This is a genomic window from Ectopseudomonas guguanensis (genome assembly GCF_900104265.1).
Lineage (GTDB): Bacteria > Pseudomonadota > Gammaproteobacteria > Pseudomonadales > Pseudomonadaceae > Aquipseudomonas > Aquipseudomonas guguanensis.
The window spans coordinates 17,908-35,214 of the sequence record NZ_FNJJ01000001.1 but is presented as its reverse complement, the minus strand read 5'-3'; the positions used below and the strand labels follow the sequence as shown (position 1 = coordinate 35,214).

General features: G+C 64.2%; 18 protein-coding genes. 12 read left to right on the top strand and 6 right to left on the bottom strand.

Annotation, left to right across the window (positions count from 1 at the left end; genetic code table 11):
• Positions 1–124: 124 nt before the first annotated feature.
• Both BLS61_RS00145 and BLS61_RS00140 read left to right on the top strand, forming a co-directional pair.
• Positions 125–574: a YcgN family cysteine cluster protein gene (locus tag BLS61_RS00145; RefSeq protein ID WP_090425699.1), complete on the top strand. Its 450-nt coding sequence runs from the start codon at positions 125–127 to the stop codon at positions 572–574.
• Between the two features lie 101 nt (positions 575–675).
• Complete coding sequence (locus BLS61_RS00140; RefSeq protein ID WP_090425695.1) at positions 676–1,902, top strand: hypothetical protein; 1,227 nt, start codon at positions 676–678, stop codon at positions 1,900–1,902.
• A gap of 248 nt (positions 1,903–2,150) precedes the next feature.
• Here BLS61_RS00140 and BLS61_RS00135 read toward each other — a convergent pair whose 3' ends face one another.
• Positions 2,151–2,519 carry a YajD family HNH nuclease gene (locus tag BLS61_RS00135; protein ID WP_090425692.1) on the bottom strand — a complete coding sequence of 123 codons (369 nt, stop codon included), beginning with the start codon at positions 2,517–2,519 and terminating at the stop codon, positions 2,151–2,153.
• A gap of 75 nt (positions 2,520–2,594) precedes the next feature.
• Here BLS61_RS00135 and BLS61_RS00130 point away from each other — a divergent pair, with 75 nt between their 5' ends.
• On the top strand, positions 2,595–2,909 hold the full coding sequence (locus tag BLS61_RS00130) for a hypothetical protein (RefSeq protein ID WP_090425687.1): 315 nt from the start codon (positions 2,595–2,597) through the stop codon (positions 2,907–2,909).
• Between the two features lie 79 nt (positions 2,910–2,988).
• Here the strand turns inward: BLS61_RS00130 and BLS61_RS00125 are convergent, their stop codons facing one another.
• Positions 2,989–5,031, bottom strand: coding sequence for a S9 family peptidase (locus BLS61_RS00125; RefSeq protein ID WP_090425685.1), 2,043 nt, complete (start codon positions 5,029–5,031; stop codon positions 2,989–2,991).
• A gap of 101 nt (positions 5,032–5,132) precedes the next feature.
• On the opposite strand from BLS61_RS00125, the gene BLS61_RS00120 reads away from it, so the two are divergent.
• The 6 genes from BLS61_RS00120 to BLS61_RS00095 all read left to right on the top strand — a co-directional run bounded on the left by BLS61_RS00120 (position 5,133) and on the right by BLS61_RS00095 (position 9,082).
• Positions 5,133–5,606: an MFS transporter gene (locus tag BLS61_RS00120; protein ID WP_090425681.1), complete on the top strand. Its 474-nt coding sequence runs from the start codon at positions 5,133–5,135 to the stop codon at positions 5,604–5,606.
• Between the two features lie 63 nt (positions 5,607–5,669).
• Positions 5,670–6,116 (top strand): HIT family protein, encoded by a 447-nt coding sequence (locus BLS61_RS00115; protein ID WP_090425678.1) that lies wholly within the window; start codon positions 5,670–5,672, stop codon positions 6,114–6,116.
• A gap of 4 nt (positions 6,117–6,120) precedes the next feature.
• Complete coding sequence (locus BLS61_RS00110; RefSeq protein WP_090425675.1) at positions 6,121–6,894, top strand: class II glutamine amidotransferase; 774 nt, start codon at positions 6,121–6,123, stop codon at positions 6,892–6,894.
• A gap of 4 nt (positions 6,895–6,898) precedes the next feature.
• The gene (locus tag BLS61_RS00105) at positions 6,899–7,423 is read left to right on the top strand and encodes a DUF2937 family protein (RefSeq protein ID WP_090425672.1); all 525 of its coding nucleotides are present in this window, start codon (positions 6,899–6,901) and stop codon (positions 7,421–7,423) included.
• Between the two features lie 183 nt (positions 7,424–7,606).
• A complete protein-coding gene (locus BLS61_RS00100; protein WP_090425669.1) occupies positions 7,607–8,674 on the top strand; it encodes a DUF2167 domain-containing protein in 1,068 nt (355 codons plus the stop codon).
• Positions 8,675–8,695: 21 nt separating this feature from the next.
• Complete coding sequence (locus BLS61_RS00095) at positions 8,696–9,082, top strand: hypothetical protein (protein WP_244157887.1); 387 nt, start codon at positions 8,696–8,698, stop codon at positions 9,080–9,082.
• Positions 9,083–9,136: 54 nt separating this feature from the next.
• On the opposite strand, the gene BLS61_RS00090 is transcribed toward BLS61_RS00095, so the two are convergent.
• The 3 genes from BLS61_RS00090 to BLS61_RS00080 form a co-directional block, all read right to left on the bottom strand.
• Entirely contained in the window at positions 9,137–10,315 is a 1,179-nt protein-coding gene (locus tag BLS61_RS00090; protein ID WP_090425663.1) for a vWA domain-containing protein, read from the bottom strand.
• Between the two features lie 150 nt (positions 10,316–10,465).
• Complete coding sequence (locus tag BLS61_RS00085) at positions 10,466–11,311, bottom strand: AAA family ATPase (protein ID WP_017362874.1); 846 nt, start codon at positions 11,309–11,311, stop codon at positions 10,466–10,468.
• A 141-nt stretch (positions 11,312–11,452) separates the two neighbouring features.
• Positions 11,453–12,535, bottom strand: a complete 1,083-nt coding sequence (locus BLS61_RS00080; protein ID WP_090425661.1) for a DUF748 domain-containing protein — start codon at positions 12,533–12,535, stop codon at positions 11,453–11,455.
• A 128-nt stretch (positions 12,536–12,663) separates the two neighbouring features.
• Here BLS61_RS00080 and cysK point away from each other — a divergent pair, with 128 nt between their 5' ends.
• Positions 12,664–13,635, top strand: a complete 972-nt coding sequence (gene cysK, locus BLS61_RS00075; RefSeq protein ID WP_090425658.1) for a cysteine synthase A — start codon at positions 12,664–12,666, stop codon at positions 13,633–13,635.
• 625 nt (positions 13,636–14,260) lie between these two features.
• On the opposite strand, the gene BLS61_RS00070 is transcribed toward cysK, so the two are convergent.
• On the bottom strand, positions 14,261–15,151 hold the full coding sequence (locus tag BLS61_RS00070) for a DMT family transporter (protein WP_090425655.1): 891 nt from the start codon (positions 15,149–15,151) through the stop codon (positions 14,261–14,263).
• Between the two features lie 210 nt (positions 15,152–15,361).
• On the opposite strand from BLS61_RS00070, the gene aceK reads away from it, so the two are divergent.
• Together aceK and BLS61_RS23955 are read left to right on the top strand one after the other, a co-directional pair.
• Complete coding sequence (gene aceK / locus BLS61_RS00065) at positions 15,362–17,080, top strand: bifunctional isocitrate dehydrogenase kinase/phosphatase (RefSeq protein WP_090425652.1); 1,719 nt, start codon at positions 15,362–15,364, stop codon at positions 17,078–17,080.
• A 93-nt stretch (positions 17,081–17,173) separates the two neighbouring features.
• Positions 17,174–17,305 (top strand): PA1414 family protein, encoded by a 132-nt coding sequence (locus BLS61_RS23955; protein WP_279615155.1) that lies wholly within the window; start codon positions 17,174–17,176, stop codon positions 17,303–17,305.
• Positions 17,306–17,307 lie beyond the last annotated feature (2 nt).

Genomic DNA, 17,307 nt, shown 5'->3' with positions numbered 1-17,307 from the left:
TCCAGGCGCTGATCAGGGCGTGCCCTGGGAGCGGCGCGCTGCCGTTCGGCATGCGCCGCTTGGCCGGGGCCGGCGCTCGGGCTAGACTGCCGCGCTTTTTTCCACCCGAGTCCATACCGCTGCCATGGCCGCCGACCGCGAACCCTTCTGGAAACGCAAGACACTTGCCCAGCTCGATCGGCACGAGTGGGAGTCGCTGTGCGACGGCTGCGGCCTGTGCTGCCTGCAGAAGCTCGAGGACGAGGACGACGGCGCCGTCTACTACACGCGCATCGCCTGCAAGCTGCTGGATCTGCAGACCTGTCGCTGCAGCGACTACGCCAACCGCGTCAGGCACGTGCCCGACTGCATCCAGCTCACCCCGGCGCAGGCCGACCAGTTCCAGTGGCTGCCGCCGACCTGCGCCTACCGCCTGGTCAGCGAGGGCAAGGACCTGCCGCACTGGCACCATCTGGTCAGCGGCGACCCGGACGCGGTGCATGCCGAGCGGATTTCCCAGTCGGGCCGCATGCTCAGCGAGAACAGCGTCGCCGAAGAGGACTGGGAAGAGCATCTGATCTTCCGCGCCGGTTGATTGCCCGGCCGCTTCGTGGCAAATCTGTGCTCGGTTCATGGAATTCGCCTTGTGGCGCAGCTGTCATATGCCGCCACGTCCCGCATCAGGAGTTTTGCTCGATGTCCCTTCGCTTGCCGTTGTTCTCGTCTCTGCTGCTTCTGAGCCTGCCTGCCTTCGCGGCCACGCAGAAGGTCGATCTGGATTACCTCGTGCGCTTTCTGCCCGAGAGCAACCAGGCCGAGGTCAGCATCACCCTGGAGAAGGGCGAGCGCGTGCGCAGCTTCGACTTCAACCTGGGCCAGGACGGCCGCTACAGTGACTTCCAGGCTGACGGCCAATGGTCGGAACAGGCCCCGGGGCGCGGCATATGGCAGCCGGCCGAAGGCAAGAGCGTGCTGACCTATCGGGTGAAGATCGACAAGGAGCGCCAGCCCGGCCGCTACGATGCACGCATGACGCCGGACTGGGCGCTGCTGCGCGGCGACAATCTGGTGCCCGCCGCGGTGCTCGACCAGCGCGACAAGACCGACCTGGTGGCGCGCTTGCAGTTCGAGCTGCCCAAGGGCTGGAAGAGCGTGGAAACCGGTTGGCCGCGCATTGGCAAAAACCGCTTTCGCATCGACAACCCGCAGCGCAAGTTCGACCGTCCCACCGGCTGGATACTGGCCGGCAAGCTGGGCACTCGTCGAACCCGCCTCGGCGATACCGAGGTCGCCATTTCCGCGCCGGTGGGCGAGGGCATGCGGCGCATGGATATCATGACCTTCCTCACCTTCGTCTGGCCGCAGATGCAGCAGGTGTTCCCGCGCGATCCGGACAAGCTGCTGATCGTCGGGGCCGGCGACCCGATGTGGCGTGGTGGCCTGTCGGCGGCCAACTCCTACTACATGCACGCCGACCGTCCGCTGGTCAGCGAGAACGGCACCAGCTCGCTGGTGCATGAGCTGGTGCACGTGTTCGGCCGCATCTATGGCCGCGACCGCAGCGACTGGATCGCCGAAGGCCTGGCCGAGTATTACGCCATCGAATTGATGCGCCGCGCCGGTGGCATCAGCGAGGACCGCTACCAGAAGATTCGCGAACAGCTGATTCGCTGGAGCAAGCCGGTCAGCAGCCTGCGTACCGACAACGCCAGCGGCCCGGTCACTGCGCGTGCCGTACTGCTGCTGCAGGAGCTGGACCGGGAAATCCGCCAGAAGACCAAGGACAAGGGCAATCTCTCGCTGGACGACGTCACCCGCGGGCTGATGCGCCTGGATCGGGTCAGCACCAAGGACTTCATCGACATCACCGAGAACGTCATCGGCGGCCCGTCGAAGACCCTGGATACGCGCCTGCTGCGCTGAGCCCTGGCACAATCGAGTAGGAGCGGCTTCAGCCGCGAATCGCCAATGAATTCGCGCCTACACCAGGCTATGGAACACCGCGGTCTCATGCAGGAACTGCGCGCCGCAGCGAATAGCTGCCGTCTCGCAATATCCGGGTACATGTCCTAAAGACTGTGAGTGTAAAGAGCACCGCAAAGGCAAAAGCTTCGCCCCGGGGCGGGGCTCCTACGGGAGCGTGGCGTCTGGGTGGTGGTGGGGCTGGCTGTTCAGTCCTGCTTGCCTTCCGGGCGGTTCAGCAGTGCGGCCAGGCCGGCCAGCCCCTTGTGCGTGACCTTGCTGCCGGAGCCCGCGCTGGCCGCCTCTTCCTTCTGGTAGTGCAGGTCGACCTGGCGCTGGTGCTCGTTGTCGTGGCAGTACAGGCACAGCAGCTCCCAGTTGGAGCCGTCTTCCGGGTTGTTGTCGTGGTTGTGGTCGCGATGATGCACGGTCAGCTCGCTCAGGCGCTTGCCGCTGAACTCGCGGCCGCAGCGGCCACAGATATGCGGGTACATGCGCAGCGCCTTTTCCCGATAGCTGGTTTCGCGGCGTTGCTGGGCTTCGGCGATGATCTTGTCGAGCTTGCTGGTCGTATTCATGAGGCGTTTCGCTGGAACGTTCGTGGGCGGATGTTGCCAGAATAGAACGAAAGCCAGCCGAGCAGGAGAGCCATCATGCGTATCCCCATTCTCGCCGCGATGATCCTGGCGTCCGCTGTCGCCACGCTGGCATGGGCACAGCAGCCCATACGCATGCCCTCAACTCCGGAGGCCGGTTCTCCGGGAACGGCGACGCCACAACCCTACGGCCAGCCCTCGACCGCCGTACCGATCAAGCGCCAGGGATCAGCGCCCCTTCTTCCGCCGCCCCAGGGCCAGCCCCTGCCCGGTGCGACGCCACGCTCCAGTGGTGATCAGCCGATCCCGCAACTCGACGAGCAGATACGCCGCAACAGCCAGGGGCTGGAAGGGCAGCGCAAGCAGGACTGAGCGTCGTTTTCCTGTAGGAGTGGCTGGGCGGCATTCCGCTTCAGCCGCGATGCTTGGGCAATCGCGGCTGAAGTCGCTCCTAGGCGTGCGCTATCCCGAGCACACGAAACAGGAAGGCATATTCCAGCGCCACATCCCTGATGCCCTGATAACGCCCACTCATGCCACCATGTCCCGCGCCGAGGTCGGTCTTGAGCAGCAGCAGGTTGTCGTCGGTCTTGTCGCGGCGCAATTTCGCCACCCACTTGGCTGCTTCCCAATACTGCACGCGGCTGTCGTTGTAACCTGCGACGGCGAGAATCGCCGGATAGGCCTGGGCGCGCACATTCTCGTAGGGCGCGTAGGCCTTGATGCGCTCGAACACCTCCGGCTGGTTCGGGTCGCCCCATTCGTCGTACTCGGTCACCGTCAGCGGCAGGTCCGGGTTGAGCATGGTGTTGAGCACGTCGACGAAGGGCACTTCGGCGATGGCGGCGGCGAACAGCTCGGGGCGCAGGTTGAGCACGGCGCCGATCAGCAGGCCGCCGGCGCTACCGCCGCTGATCGCCAACTGCGAGGCGGTGGTAAGACCTTCGGCGATCAGGCGTTCGGCGCTGGCGATGAAGTCAGTGAAGCTGTTCTGCTTGTGCGCAAGCTTGCCGGCGCGATACCAGGCTTCGCCCATCTCGCCGCCGCCGCGTATGTGGGCGATGGCGAAGACGAAGCCGCGGTCGAGCAGGCTCAGGCGAGCATGGGAGAACCAGGGGTCGAGGCTCGCGCCGTAGGCACCATAGCCATAGAGGTAGAGTGGGGCCGGCTGGCCTGCGGCGAACACCTCGCGGCGCGCCACCAGGCTGATCGGTATCTGCGTACCGTCGGCGGCGCTGGCCCAGAGACGACGGCTTTCATAGATATCGGCATCGAACGGGCCTTCTACCGGCGTCTGCTTGAGCACCTGCTGCTCGCCCGTGGCCAGTTCCAGCTGGCGCACCTGGGCGGGGCGATTCAGCGCTTCGTAGCGTAGGCGAATCACCGGGCTGTGAAACTCCAGGCTGTCCTGTACGTAGAGGCTGTAGGCCGCGTCCGGCAACTGCACGCGGTACGCCATCTGGCCCTGCGGCTGCACTTCGAGGACCGGCAGGCCACCTTCGCGCAGCGCCAGAACGATGGCGCGCTGGTTCAATGTGGCACCTTCGAGCATTACCTGCGGGTCATGTGGACGAATCTGTTGCCAATGCGCGCGCTGCAGCTTGTCCTCGCTGGCGCGGTAGAGCGCGAAGTTGATGCCGCTCTGGTTGCTGCGGATCAGCCAGCACCACTGGCCGTCTAGCATGCCGTGGTCGACGTCGTACTCGTGGCCTTCCTCGCGGGGCGCCAGGCAGGTGAACGTGCCCTGCGGCTGTTGCGCGTCGAGCACCCAGACTTCGCTGGTGGTCTTGCTGCCCAGTTGCAGAATCAACTGGCGCTCCGAGCTGGAGCGGTAGCAATGCAGGAAGAAACGGCCATCTGCCTCTTCGAATACCGCTTCGGCTGCGGCCTCGCCGAGGCGGTGGCGATAAAGTTTGTAGGGGCGGTGGGTGTCGTCCAGTTCGGTAAAGAACAGCGTCTGGCTGTCGTTCGCCCAGGTCATGCTGCCGTCGCAGTCGTCGAAGGGCAGCTCGCTGACCTGGCCGCTGCCCAGCTCCTTGACGAACAGGCGGTAGATCTCGTCGCCACTGCTGTCGAGGCTGTAGGCCAGGCGTTGCTGGTCGGGGCTGATGCTGAATGCACCCACGGAAAGAAAGCCGCCACCGGCCAGCTCGTTGGGGTCGAGCAGCAGCGTTTCGCTGGCACTGTCGACCTGCAGCGAACCATCGGCAGGGCGACGGCAGCGATAGTGCCGTGGATATTCGTCACCAGCGGTGGTGCGCTGGTAATAGAGGTAGTCGCCCCAGGGCGTGGGCAGCGACAGGTGGGTCTCGCGGATGCGCCCCCTGATTTCCTCGAACAGTTGCTCGCGCAGCCCCTGCTGCGCCTCCAGCATCTTCTCCAGGTAGGCGTTTTCCGCCTGCAGATGGGCCAGCACGTCGTCGCTGTCGCGGTTCTCCAGCCAGCGATAGGGATCGTTGCCGGCTTCCTGACGGGCGATGGGGGCAGAGGACATGGCGAAGCTCCTTAGCAGCTCGGCTGGCAAGAGCGCCGAGCCGGGTAAAAACCGCTATCATAAGCGCCCCTTTGCCAGACCTGCCACGCCGGCGCCTGCTTATGATGAATGAAAACGACTACCTCATGGCCTGGGCGGCCTACGGGATTGCTGCCCTGGGTTGCCTGCTGGTGTGGATGCGCCTGACCAGCTGGATGTGGCGCTATCTGCGCGAGCCGCTGGCCGTCCTGGTGGCGGTGCTGCTGTTCAGCCCGACCATCGTCGACCCGGCGCGTGAGCTGTTCGCCCCTGCGCTCGCAGTCACCGCCATGGACCTGCTGCTCAAGGTCGGCAACAACGCCTGGCGCGCCGTGGCCGATCTGGCGCTCTACAGCCTGATCGCATTGGCCGTCTATCTGCTGTTCGTTGCCGTTCGCTGGCCCATCGAACGCTGGTGGAAGGGGCGCGATGGCCTGCAGTCAGCCGAGCCCGACGAGGATCCGCGTACCCTGCGCGAGCGCATGGAAGAAGACGACGACCTGCCGCTTCGCGGTTACGGTCGTGATCGCAACGGCCGCATGGAACCGCGTATTTGAGTCGCCCCCTTGCGCCTGCCTGCCCGGGCGTTCAGCATGATCACCTTGTGCAAGGGAGGCCCGATGGATTGCGTTTTCTGTGCCATTGCCGAGCGACGGCTACCCGCTCATCGTCTCTACGAGGACGATGATTTCATCGTTCTGCTGGATATCTTTCCCATGCGTCCGGCCCACGTGCTGATCGTCAGCCGCCTGCATGCGCCGTTCCTGCGTGACCTGCCCGTATCGGTTCGTGAGCGCCTGCTGACTCTGGCGGAGCGCATGGCCGGGGCGCTGCGCGAGGCGGGCTACGGCGTCAACGGCATCAACCTGCTGATCAACGATGGTCCGGATTCCAACCAGCACGTGCCCCATCTTCATCTACACCTGATTCCGCGCCGGCCGGGCGACCTGCCGGCGCTGCTCTGGCGGTTGCTGGTGCGTTTTCTGCCGCTGGGCCGCAAGCGACTCGAGGCGCGCCTGCAGGGCGAAGCCGAGCGGCTGCGCCTGATCCTCGGCAAGGAGAATTGATCCGATGTGCGAATTGCTCGGCATGAGCGCCAACGTCCCCACCGATATCGTCTTCAGCTTCACCGGGCTGATGCAGCGTGGCGGCCGTACCGGTCCGCACCGCGACGGCTGGGGCATCGGTTTCTACGAGGGGCGCGGTCTACGCCTGTTCCAGGACCCGCGAGCGAGCAGCGAGTCGGAGGTGGCGCAACTGGTGCAGCGCTACCCGATCAAGAGCGAGGTGGTGATCGGTCATATCCGCCAGGCCAATGTCGGCAGGGTCTGCCTGGCCAACACCCATCCCTTCGTCCGCGAACTCTGGGGGCGCAACTGGTGCTTCGCCCACAACGGCCAGCTGGCTGGCCTCGAAGGCGCCACCAGCTTCTATCGGCCGGTGGGTGATACCGACAGCGAGGCCGCCTTCTGCGACCTGCTCAACCGCGTGCGGCGCGCCTTTCCCGAGCCGGTTTCGGTGGAGGTGCTGCTGCCGGTGCTGGTCGCCGCCTGTGCCAGCTACCGCCAGCTGGGCGTATTCAACTGCCTGCTCAGCGATGGCGACTGGTTGTTCAGCTTCTGCTCGAGCAAGCTGGCGCATATCACCCGTCGCGCACCCTTCGGCCCGGCACAACTAAAGGACGCCGAGCTGAAGGTCGATTTTCAGGCGGAAACCACACCCGATGACGTGGTCACGGTCATCGCCACCGAACCTCTGACCGACAACGAACAATGGTCGCTGTATCAGCCGGGCGAATGGCGCCTGTGGCGTTGCGGCGAATGCATCACTCACGGCAAGGCCTGATCCCATGCTTAGAAGCTACCTGCGTCTGACGTTGTTCGCCTTCGGCCTGTTGCTCGGCGTGCAGGTGCCGGGTTTCATCGACGACTACGCCAAGCGCGTCGAGGCGCATCGCCTGGAATCGCAGCAAAGCCTCAAGGGGTTCCGGGAAACGGCGCGCAACTTCTTCAAGGGCGACATGGATGCCCTGGTGGCGCACTACCGCGTCAGCGACGACCCGGTGATGCGCAGCGATGCCAACAGCGTCGGACACCTGGTGCAGCGTTCGGCACTGCTCGAGCGCGAGTGGCAGGCCATGCAGGGGCCCTGGTACGCCCAGGCCTGGCACCTGGCCACCGGCGCCGACCACGAACTGTTCCAGGAAACCCTGCAGGCGTATCGCTACCAGGTGCTGTTCACCCCGGATGCGATTCTCTGGGGGGTGATCAGCGCCTTGCTGCTGGCCTGGCTGGTGGAACTGCTGGTACTGCTGTTCGGCTGGATGTTCGGAGCAGGGCAGACTCGGCGTGCGCAGCAACGCCACTGGCGTTGAGCGGAAGGTTGCACAGCCACACAAGTCGCCCTGAGCTGGGATGCGAGTCGTGTAGAGCCGGTATTACAGCGCTGCTGGCGGGGCCGTAAAAAGGTGCGCTGGTTCGCCTGGGCATGGGGCAGGCTGTGTTAATGTAATACGGCGTTACATTTATCCCTTTCCCGATGTTTCCCTGGAGTTTCCATGTCGATCAAGGATTCGATCCTGGCAGCCGCGCTGGTTGCCGTGCTGCCCTTCACCTGCGTTGCCCAGGCCACGCCCGAAACCGAGCCAGACGTCGCTGCAGTCAGCGAGGAGGTCACCGAGGGTGACGATTCGGCGCAGTACATCAGCCCCGAAGAATTCGTCGCCAGCCTGGAGTTCAAGACTGGGCGAGTGGTGCTCGGCAACGATCTGGCCACCCTCAACCTGCCCGATTCGCTGGTATTCCTCGATGGCGAGAATGCCCAGCGCCTGCTGGTCGATGCCTGGGGCAACCCGCCGGACGACGTTCCGCCGCTGGGCATGATCCTGCCGGCCGGGGTATCGCCGCTGGCCGAGGAGTCCTGGGGTGTGACCGTCGAATATGAGGACAGCGGTTATGTGTCCGACGAGGACGCCGCCGACATCGACTACGGCGACATGCTCAAGGACATGCAGGCCGACATGCGTGAGGCCAACACCTGGCGTGAAGAGAACGGCTACGAGCCGGTACAGCTGGTCGGCTGGGCCGCTGCGCCACGCTACGATGCCGAGGGCAAGAAGCTGCACTGGGCCAAGGAACTGAAGTTCGGCGACAGCGAGGCCAACACCCTGAACTACAACATCCGCGTGCTGGGCCGTAGGGGTGTGCTGGTGCTGAATTTCGTTGCCAACATGGATCAGCTTGCAGAAATCGAGGCCAGCGTACCGGCCGTGCTGGCAGCCACCGAATTCAACCCGGGCCAGCGCTATGCCGAATTCGACCCGGATCTCGACACCGTGGCCGCCTACGGCCTGGGTGCGTTGGTCGCCGGCAAGGTGGCGGCCAAGACCGGCCTGCTGGCCATGCTGCTGGTACTGCTGAAGAAGTTCTGGTTCATCCCGGTGGTGGTGATCGGCTGGCTGTTCAAGCGTATCGGCCTGAGCAGGAAGGACACTGCGAGCGAAGAAGCGAGTGCGCCGGCTGCTCCTGTGGCAGCGCCAGCCGAGGCCAAGGTCGAGGAGCCGGTACAGGCCCCGGCGCAGACGGTGATGGACCTGAACAAGCCGGACGACGCGGGCAAGCGTTGAGTTCGAAGCGTGGGTGGTGTCATGCACTGGGACGTACTGCGCGGCTCCTTTCTTGCGGTTGTGCTGTTGCTGGGCGCCGGCTGTGGCCAAGCGGATCGCTTCGCCGAGGGATGGGATCAGGGTGGTACGCTGCATGAGGCGACCATGCGGGACTGGGCTTTTGCCGTCGATACCAATCGACTGGCCAGCAGTGCCGATTTCGTTCGCGAACGGATTCCCGACGTGCCAGAAGAGGCGTTGCCGATCATCAGCGCCCTCGTCGAGAAATGCCTGAGCGACATGTCGCTCAGGTTCGCCGTGGACTATGTAAAAGCGCACGAGAAGCTGGATTACTGTTTCGACTATACCGAGAGAATGCTCGGCCGGTTGGAGCAGGAATATGCAAACCAGGCGCGTGCAACCGAATAGCAAAACGCCGCGAATCCTGTGCAGGGTTCGCGGCGTTTTTCGTTGCGGCTTGCCTTACTTGGACAGGTACTTCATGCCGTCTTCCAGGCCCTGCAGGGTCAGCGGGTACATGCGATCCTCGATCAGCTCGCGCACCAGATTGGTGGAGGCGGTGTAGTTCCAGGTGTCCTTGGGGTAGGGGTTGATCCAGATGATCTTCTTGAACTTCTCGGTGAAGCGTTTCATCCAGACGTAGCCGGCTTCCTCGTTCCAATGCTCGACGCTCCCGCCGGCCTGGGTGATCTCGTAGGGGGCCATGGCCGCATCGCCGACGAACACCACCTTGTAGTCGGCGCCGTACTTGTGCAGCAGATCCATCGTCGAGGTGCGCTCGCTGGTGCGGCGCAGGTTGTTCTTCCACACGCTCTCGTAGATGAAGTTGTGGAAGTAGAAATATTCCAGATGCTTGAACTCGGTCTTGCAGGCCGAGAACAGCTCTTCGCAGACCTTGACGTGGGCATCCATCGAGCCGCCGATGTCCAGCAGCAGCAGGAGCTTGACCGTGTTGCGCCGTTCCGGGCGCATCTGGATGTTGAGCAGACCCCCGTCCTTCGCGGTATGGTCGATGGTGCCGTCCAGATCGAGCTCTTCGGCCGCACCCTGGCGGGCGAACTTGCGCAGGCGGCGCAGCGCTACCTTGATGTTGCGCGTGCCCAGCTCGACCTGGTCGTCCAGGTTCTTGTACTCGCGCTGGTCCCAGACCTTGGCGGCCTTGCCCTGACGCTTGCCGGCATCGCCGACGCGAATGCCTTCCGGGTTGTAGCCGCCGGAGCCGAACGGGCTGGTGCCGCCGGTGCCGATCCACTTGTTGCCGCCGGCGTGCTTTTCCTTCTGCTCCTCGAGGCGCTTCTTGAATTCCTCGATCAGTTTGTCCAGGCCGCCAAGGCTCTGGATCTGCGCCTTTTCCTTGTCGCTCAGCAGGCGCTCGAACTCCTTGCGCAACCACTCCTCGGGGATCATCGCCTCGATGTGCTGGTTGAGGTTCTCAAGCCCGTTGAAATAGGCGCCGAAGGCGCGGTCGAACTTGTCGAAGTGGCGTTCGTCCTTCACCAGGATCGCGCGCGCCAGGTAATAGAACTCGTCCATGTCGGCGAACACGACGTTGTGCTTGAGCGCATTGATCAGATCGAGCAGCTCGCGCACCGACACCGGCACCTTGGCCGCGCGCATTTCGTTGAATAGGTTGAGCAGCATGGCTGCGGGTCTCCCGGTGATGCACGAACGGTTCCCTCTCCCATTCATGGGAGAGGGTTAGGGAGAGGGGCTTTTCAGACCGTATCGACGCAGCCGGCTACCCTCTCCCCCGGCCCCTCTCCCGCAAGCGGGAGAGGGGAGACAAGCCTCTCAACGGCTGGCGCGGCGGGTCATGAAGGCCAGGCGCTCGAGCAGCTGCACATCCTGCTCGTTCTTCACCAGGGCACCGGCCAGCGGCGGGATGGCCTTGGTCGGGTCGCGTTCGCGCAGCACGGCTTCGCCGATGTTGTCGGCCATCAGCAGCTTGAGCCAGTCCACCAGCTCGCTGGTCGAGGGCTTCTTCTTCAGGCCCGGCACCTTGCGCACGTCGAAGAACACGTCCAGCGCCTCGGCCACCAGCTCGCCGCTGATGTTGGGGTAGTGCACGTCGACGATCTTCTTCAGGGTGTCGCGATCCGGGAAGGCGATGTAGTGGAAGAAGCAGCGGCGCAGGAAGGCGTCCGGCAGCTCCTTCTCGTTGTTCGAGGTGATGATGATGATCGGGCGCTGCTTGGCCTTGATCGTCTCGTTGGTCTCGTAAACGTAGAACTCCATCTTGTCGAGTTCCTGCAACAGGTCGTTGGGGAACTCGATGTCGGCCTTGTCGATTTCGTCGATCAGGAGGATCACGCGCTCGTCGGACTCGAACGCCTCCCACAGCTTGCCCTTCTTGATGTAGTTGCGAACGTCGTGGACCTTGTCGGAATCTAGCTGCGAATCACGCAGGCGGCTGACCGCATCGTATTCGTAGAGGCCCTGGTGCGCCTTGGTGGTGGACTTGATGTGCCAGGTGATCAACTTGGCGCCGAAGGCGTCGGCCAGTTGCTCGGCGAGCATGGTCTTGCCGGTGCCCGGCTCGCCCTTGACCAGCAGCGGGCGCTGCAAGGTGATGGCGGCGTTGACCGCGAGCTTGAGGTCGTCGGTGGCGACGTAGGACTGGGTGCCTTCGAACTTCATCGGAAAATCCTCGGAACGGTAACGCGGGCGGCCCGCAGCAGAAATTCAGAGCGCGACTATAACGCGCAGCTCCGGTGGCTGTGAACGCAGACGCAGTATTCAGTCACTGAATGGGCGGTCACCGCAGCTTTCGACTACGGCTCAGCCCTCGTCCTGTTGGGGTGGCGGGCGTTCGTAGCGGGGCGTGAAGGCTTCGACAAAGCCATTGCGCAGGATCGCGACGAAGGCCTGGAAGGCGCTGGTCTGCTGGTCGTGAACGTTACCGCTGAGTTCGACGCGGGTGGCGAACTGGTCGCGGCGCTGGTTCTTCAGCAGGGTCTCGCCGCCGCCGACTATGGCTTCCCACAGCGAGCGCAGGACACCCTTGTCTTCGTCCTCGACGTCCTGCTCCCAGTCGAACACCTCGACGTCACGCAGCAAGGGCTTGATGTAGCCGCTGAGCTGGGCGTTGTCGGCTTGTGCCTCGATCACCAGGTCGCCATTGCCGCGCTTGAAGTCGAAGCGGCCGTAGGCTCGGGCGAAGTCATTGAAGCGGGTCAGGTCGATATCCCGCGCGCGCAGGCGCAGCTCGAAATCCTCGAATTGCTCGAACGGGTCGAAGGCCGCCTCGGCTTCCAGCGGCGCATGATCGAGCAGAAGCGCACGCCCTTCGAAGTGTGCGACCCGATCACCCGGCTCGTCACCGACATTGGTGAGGTTGTACAGGCTGGCATTGACCTCGTCCGCGCTCAGTTCCACCTTGGGGCTGGTGGTGAAGTTGTGAAAGGTGACGCGCCCGTCGATCACTCGCAGTTCGTTGAGGGTGATGGGCAGCAGCTTGTTCAACTGATCGCGCCAGTCGGTGCCGGCACCGGTCTGGTCGGCCTGGTCGTTCTCGCCGCCATCGACGAAGTTCAGCTGCGGTCGTTCGAAGTACACCTCGGCTACCACCGCTCGCTCGCGCCATAGCGGCGGCCCGCTCACCGAGATGTCGATCAGCGGAGCCTCGAGCAGGGGGATCGGCACGTCGCCGCTGGTCTTGACGATGCGCAGGTCGTTGATGCGGTAGGCCCCGCGCCACCAGGCCAGGTCGATATCACCGATGTGCCCGCGATAGTCGCCCATGTCGGCGAGCTTGTCGTTGAGGTAGTCACGGATCAGCCAGGGCAGCGCGAGCTGCGCGGTGATCAGCAGCAGAGCCAGGATGAGCAAGGCCTTGAGGGGCCAGCTGTAGCGTCGTTTCATAATCAGCGTCTGTCAGGGCAGGTATCTTCGATGGACTGCACCCGCGCCGATCTGTTCGGCTGGACTGCTGCCGCACCCAGGCATAGGCTGATGTCCCTGTTCGTCATCCACCCGCTAAGGAAGGGACCATGAGCCGCATTTTCGCAGACAACGCCCAGGCCATCGGCAATACGCCGCTGGTGATGATCAACCGCCTGGGCCCCAAGGGCGTGACCATCCTGGCCAAGATCGAGGGGCGCAACCCGGCGTATTCGGTCAAGTGCCGCATTGGCGCCAGCATGATCTGGGACGCCGAGGAGCGCGGCGTGCTCAAGCCGGGCATGACCATCGTCGAGCCCACCTCGGGCAACACCGGCATCGGCCTGGCTTTCGTCGCTGCGGCACGCGGCTACAAGCTGGTGCTGACCATGCCGGCCTCGATGAGCCTGGAGCGGCGCAAGGTGCTCAAGGCCCTGGGTGCCGAGCTGGTGCTGACCGAGCCGGCCAAGGGCATGAAGGGCGCCATCGAGAAAGCCAACGAACTGGTGGCCGCCAACCCCGACTATTACCTGCCGCAGCAGTTCGAGAACCCGGCCAACCCGGCCATCCATGAAAAGACCACCGGCCCGGAAATCTGGCGCGATACCGAAGGCGCCATCGACGTGCTGGTGGCCGGTGTCGGCACCGGCGGCACCATTACCGGGGTGTCGCGCTACATCAAGCAGACCCAGGGCAAGCCGATCCTCTCGGTGGCGGTGGAGCCGGTGGGGTCGCCGGTGATCAGCCAGACCCTGGCCGGTGACGAGGTCAAGCCGGCGCCGCACAAGATCCAGGGTATCGGCGCCGGTTTCGTGCCGAAGAACCTCGATCTGGCGATGGTCGACCAGGTCGAGCAGGTGGCCGACGAGGACGCCAAGGCCATGGCCCTGCGCCTGATGCGCGAGGAGGGCATTCTCTGCGGCATCTCCTGCGGCGCGGCGATGGCCGCGGCGGTGCGCCTGGCCGAGAAACCGGAGATGCACGGCAAGACCATCGTGGTGATCCTGCCGGACTCCGGCGAGCGTTACCTGTCGAGCATGCTGTTCAGCGACCTGTTCACCGAGCAGGAGCTGCAGCAGTAAGAGCGGCTGCAGGCTACAGGCTACAGGCGGAGCTGGGCGTTGATGTCGCTTTTCACATCCACTGTTCTGGTGGATCAATGAAGCGCGTTCCCCCCACGCCCCGGCCGACTCGGCCGTAGGGTGCGCCGTGCGCACCGCCGTTCAGGCTTTGGCGGCGCCTGATCAAGCCAGCAGCCCGTAGCCCGGATGCAATCCGGGGAGTCACGCCGCCTGCGCCCCGGATTTTCATTCGGACTACTTTCGTAGGAGCCCCGCTCCGGGGCGAAGCTTTTCAATTTCGCGCAGCCCAGATTCGCGGCGGGGCGTCGCTCCTACAGGTTCGTGATTCCGCAAGGCCTCTAGGCTTTGGCGGTGCCTGATCAAGCCACCAGCCCGTAGCCCGGATGCAATCCGGGAGTCACGCCGCCTGCTCCCCGGATTGCATCCGGGCTGCTTTCGTAGGAGCCCCGCCCCGGGGCGAAGCTTTTCAATTTCGCGCTGCCCAGATTCGCGGCGGGGCGCCGCTCCTACAGGTTCGTGGTTCCGCAAGGCCTCTAGGCTTTGGCGGTGCTTGGCCTGACTATCAGTCTGTAGCCCGGATGCAATCCGGGAATTTTCACCGCCTGTCTCCCGGATTTCATCCGGGCTACGCTCTGCTCACGCCAGGCCTGACTACCAGCCACAGGGCCAACGCGATCAGCACGCAGCCGGGCAGGTAGTCCCAGCTGAGCGGCTCGCCCAGCAGCAGGGCGCCCCACAATACGCCGAACGGCGGAATCAGGAAGGTGGTGGTGCTGGCCTTGATCGGCCCGATATCGGCCAGCAGGCGGAAGTACAGGACATAGGCGAACGCCGTGCAGACCAGGCCGAGGGCGGCCAGCGACAGCCATACCTCGATGCCGCCCCAGCTCGGCGGTGGTTGCAGCGCCAGGCTGCCGGCGAACAATGGCAGCAGGAACAGGCTGGCCCCGACCAGGCTGGCGAAGGCGGTCAGGCGGTTGTCCAGGCCGCCCTGCTGGCCGATCCAGCGGCGCGTGAGAAAGCCGGCGAAGCCATAGCAGGTGGTGGCCACCAGGCAGGCACCTGCACCCAGCAGCAGTTGCAGGTCGAATGCCACCGGCCCGGTACGGGTCAGCACCGCCACGCCGAGCAGGCCGAGAAACACGCCCGCCGCCTTGCTCGGGGTGATGCCCTCATGGAAGAACAGCGCGCCGATCAGCACGCCCATCAGGGGCGTGGTGGCGTTGAAGATCGCCGAGTAGCCGGCCGGCAGGATCAGCGCCGCCAGGCAGTACATGGCCGAAGGCAGGCCGGCGTTGATCACGCCCAGGCCCAGGCAGATGCGCAGCTTGCCGCGAAAGTCCCAGTCGCTGCGCAGCAGCACGAGCAGCGCGAGCAGGCCCAGCGCGCCGAAGCTGGCGCGAAAGAAGGCGGTCGGCATGCTGCCCAGTATGGGCGCGGCAACGCGCATGAACAGGAAGCTGGCGCCCCAGATGGCGGCGAGCAGCAGCAGGCGAAGCAGATCGGCGGTACGCAAGGCGGTATATCCGTCAGGATGGGGCCGAGAGTGTTGCCGCTGGGCGGGGTTCTGGCAATCCGCATTGCACTTTCGAACAAGGTTTGTGCCAACCCGTAGCCCGGATGAAATCCGGGAAGACCGGGTGATAGTCCCCGGATTGCATCCGGGCTACGTTTGACCGACTTTGCGGCTAAGCTCGCTTCACTCATTTCCTTGCGAGGCACTTCCATGGGGCAACAATGGCCGGCCGGCGAGATCGCTCGCCTGATCCTCGATGGCTTCGACGACTATCGCGAGCACTTTCGCCTGATCACCGATGGCGCGCGCATGCGCTTCGAGCGGGCGCAGTGGCAGGAGGCGCAGCAGGCCTCGGCGGCGCGCATCAACCTGTACGAAGAGAAGGTCGCAGAAACCCGCGAGCGCCTGCTGCAAGGGTTCGATGCTTCGCTGCTGGAGGTGGGCCAGTGGCCGCTGGTCAAGAGTGCCTATATCGCCCTGATCGACCTGCGCTTCGACGACGAACTGGCGGAAACCTGGTTCAACTCGATCTTCTGCAGCCTGTTCAGCCATGACCTGATCAGCGATGGCTGCATGTTCATCCATACCACCCGGCCCTCGCTGCGCAACCAGCCCAGCGCCGCGCAGACGCGCAGCTACCGGCCAGCCGGCGAGTTGCATCAGGCGCTGCAGGCGATCTTCGAGGATTACCGCTTCGATGTGCCCTACGAGGACCTGCCGCGCGACCTGCAGCGTCTGGAAGAGCAACTGCGCGCCAGCCTGCCGGACTGGGTATGCAAGGACCCGCAGCTGTGCATCGAGCTGTTCTCTTCGGTGCTGTATCGCAACAAGGGCGCCTACCTGATCGGGCGCATCTACACCCGCGAGGAGCAGTGGCCACTGGCGATTCCGCTGTTGCACCGCGAAGGGCAGGGTATCCAGGCCGATGCAGCGATCACCGACGAGGCGGAGGTGTCGATCATCTTCTCCTTCACCCGCAGCTACTTCATGGTGGACGTGGCGATCCCAGCCGAGTTCGTCGGCTTTCTCAAGCGCATCCTGCCGGGCAAGCACGTCGCCGAGCTGTACACCTCGATCGGCTTCTACAAGCACGGCAAGTCCGAGTTCTACCGCGCCCTGATTGGCCACCTGGCCAGCACCGACGACCGCTTCATCATGGCCCCCGGAGTGCGCGGTATGGTCATGAGCGTGTTCACCCTGCCGGGCTTCAATACCGTGTTCAAGATCATCAAGGACCGCTTCGCCCACGCCAAGACGGTGGACCGCAACACGGTGATCGAGAAGTACCGCCTGGTGAAAAGCGTCGACCGGGTTGGGCGCATGGCCGACACCCAGGAGTTTTCCGATTTCCGTTTCCCCAAGGCCAAATTCGAGCCCGAATGCCTGGCCGAACTGTTGGAAGTAGCGCCCTCGACCGTGGTGGTGGAGGGTGACACCGTGCTGGTTCGGCACTGCTGGACCGAGCGGCGCATGACGCCGCTGAACCTCTATCTTGAAGGCGCCAGCGAGGCCCAGGTACGCGAGGCGCTGGACGACTACGGCCTGGCCATCAAGCAACTGGCGGCCGCCAATATCTTCCCAGGCGACATGCTGCTGAAGAACTTCGGCGTCACTCGCCATGGCCGCGTGGTGTTCTACGACTATGACGAGATCTGCTTTCTCACCGAAGTGAACTTCCGGCGCATTCCGCCGCCGCGTTTCCCCGAGGACGAGATGAGCTCCGAACCCTGGTATTCGGTGGGGCCGATGGACGTGTTTCCCGAGGAGTTTCCGCCATTCCTGTTCGCCGATATCAAGCAGCGCCGGCTGTTCAGCCAGCTGCACGGCAATCTCTATGAAGCCGATTACTGGAAACAATTGCAGGAGGCGATTCGCGCAGGCAAGGTGATCGACGTGTTTCCCTATCGGCGCAAGAGTCCGGTGATTTGACCCGGTCCGGTTGAAATCCGCTGCGGCGGGCCTAATCTGATAGGGGAGCCCACCGCGCTGGCTCTTTCATCTACTTGGCAGGAGGTCGTACCCATGCTCGCCAAGCTGCAAGAACAACTGCAAGCCCTGCTGCAGGCCCTTGGCCTGGTCCCGCAACCTCAGCCGATTCGTATCAGCGAAGCCGAACAGCAACGCCTGCGTCGCGAAGCCCATCAGCGCCGCTGACC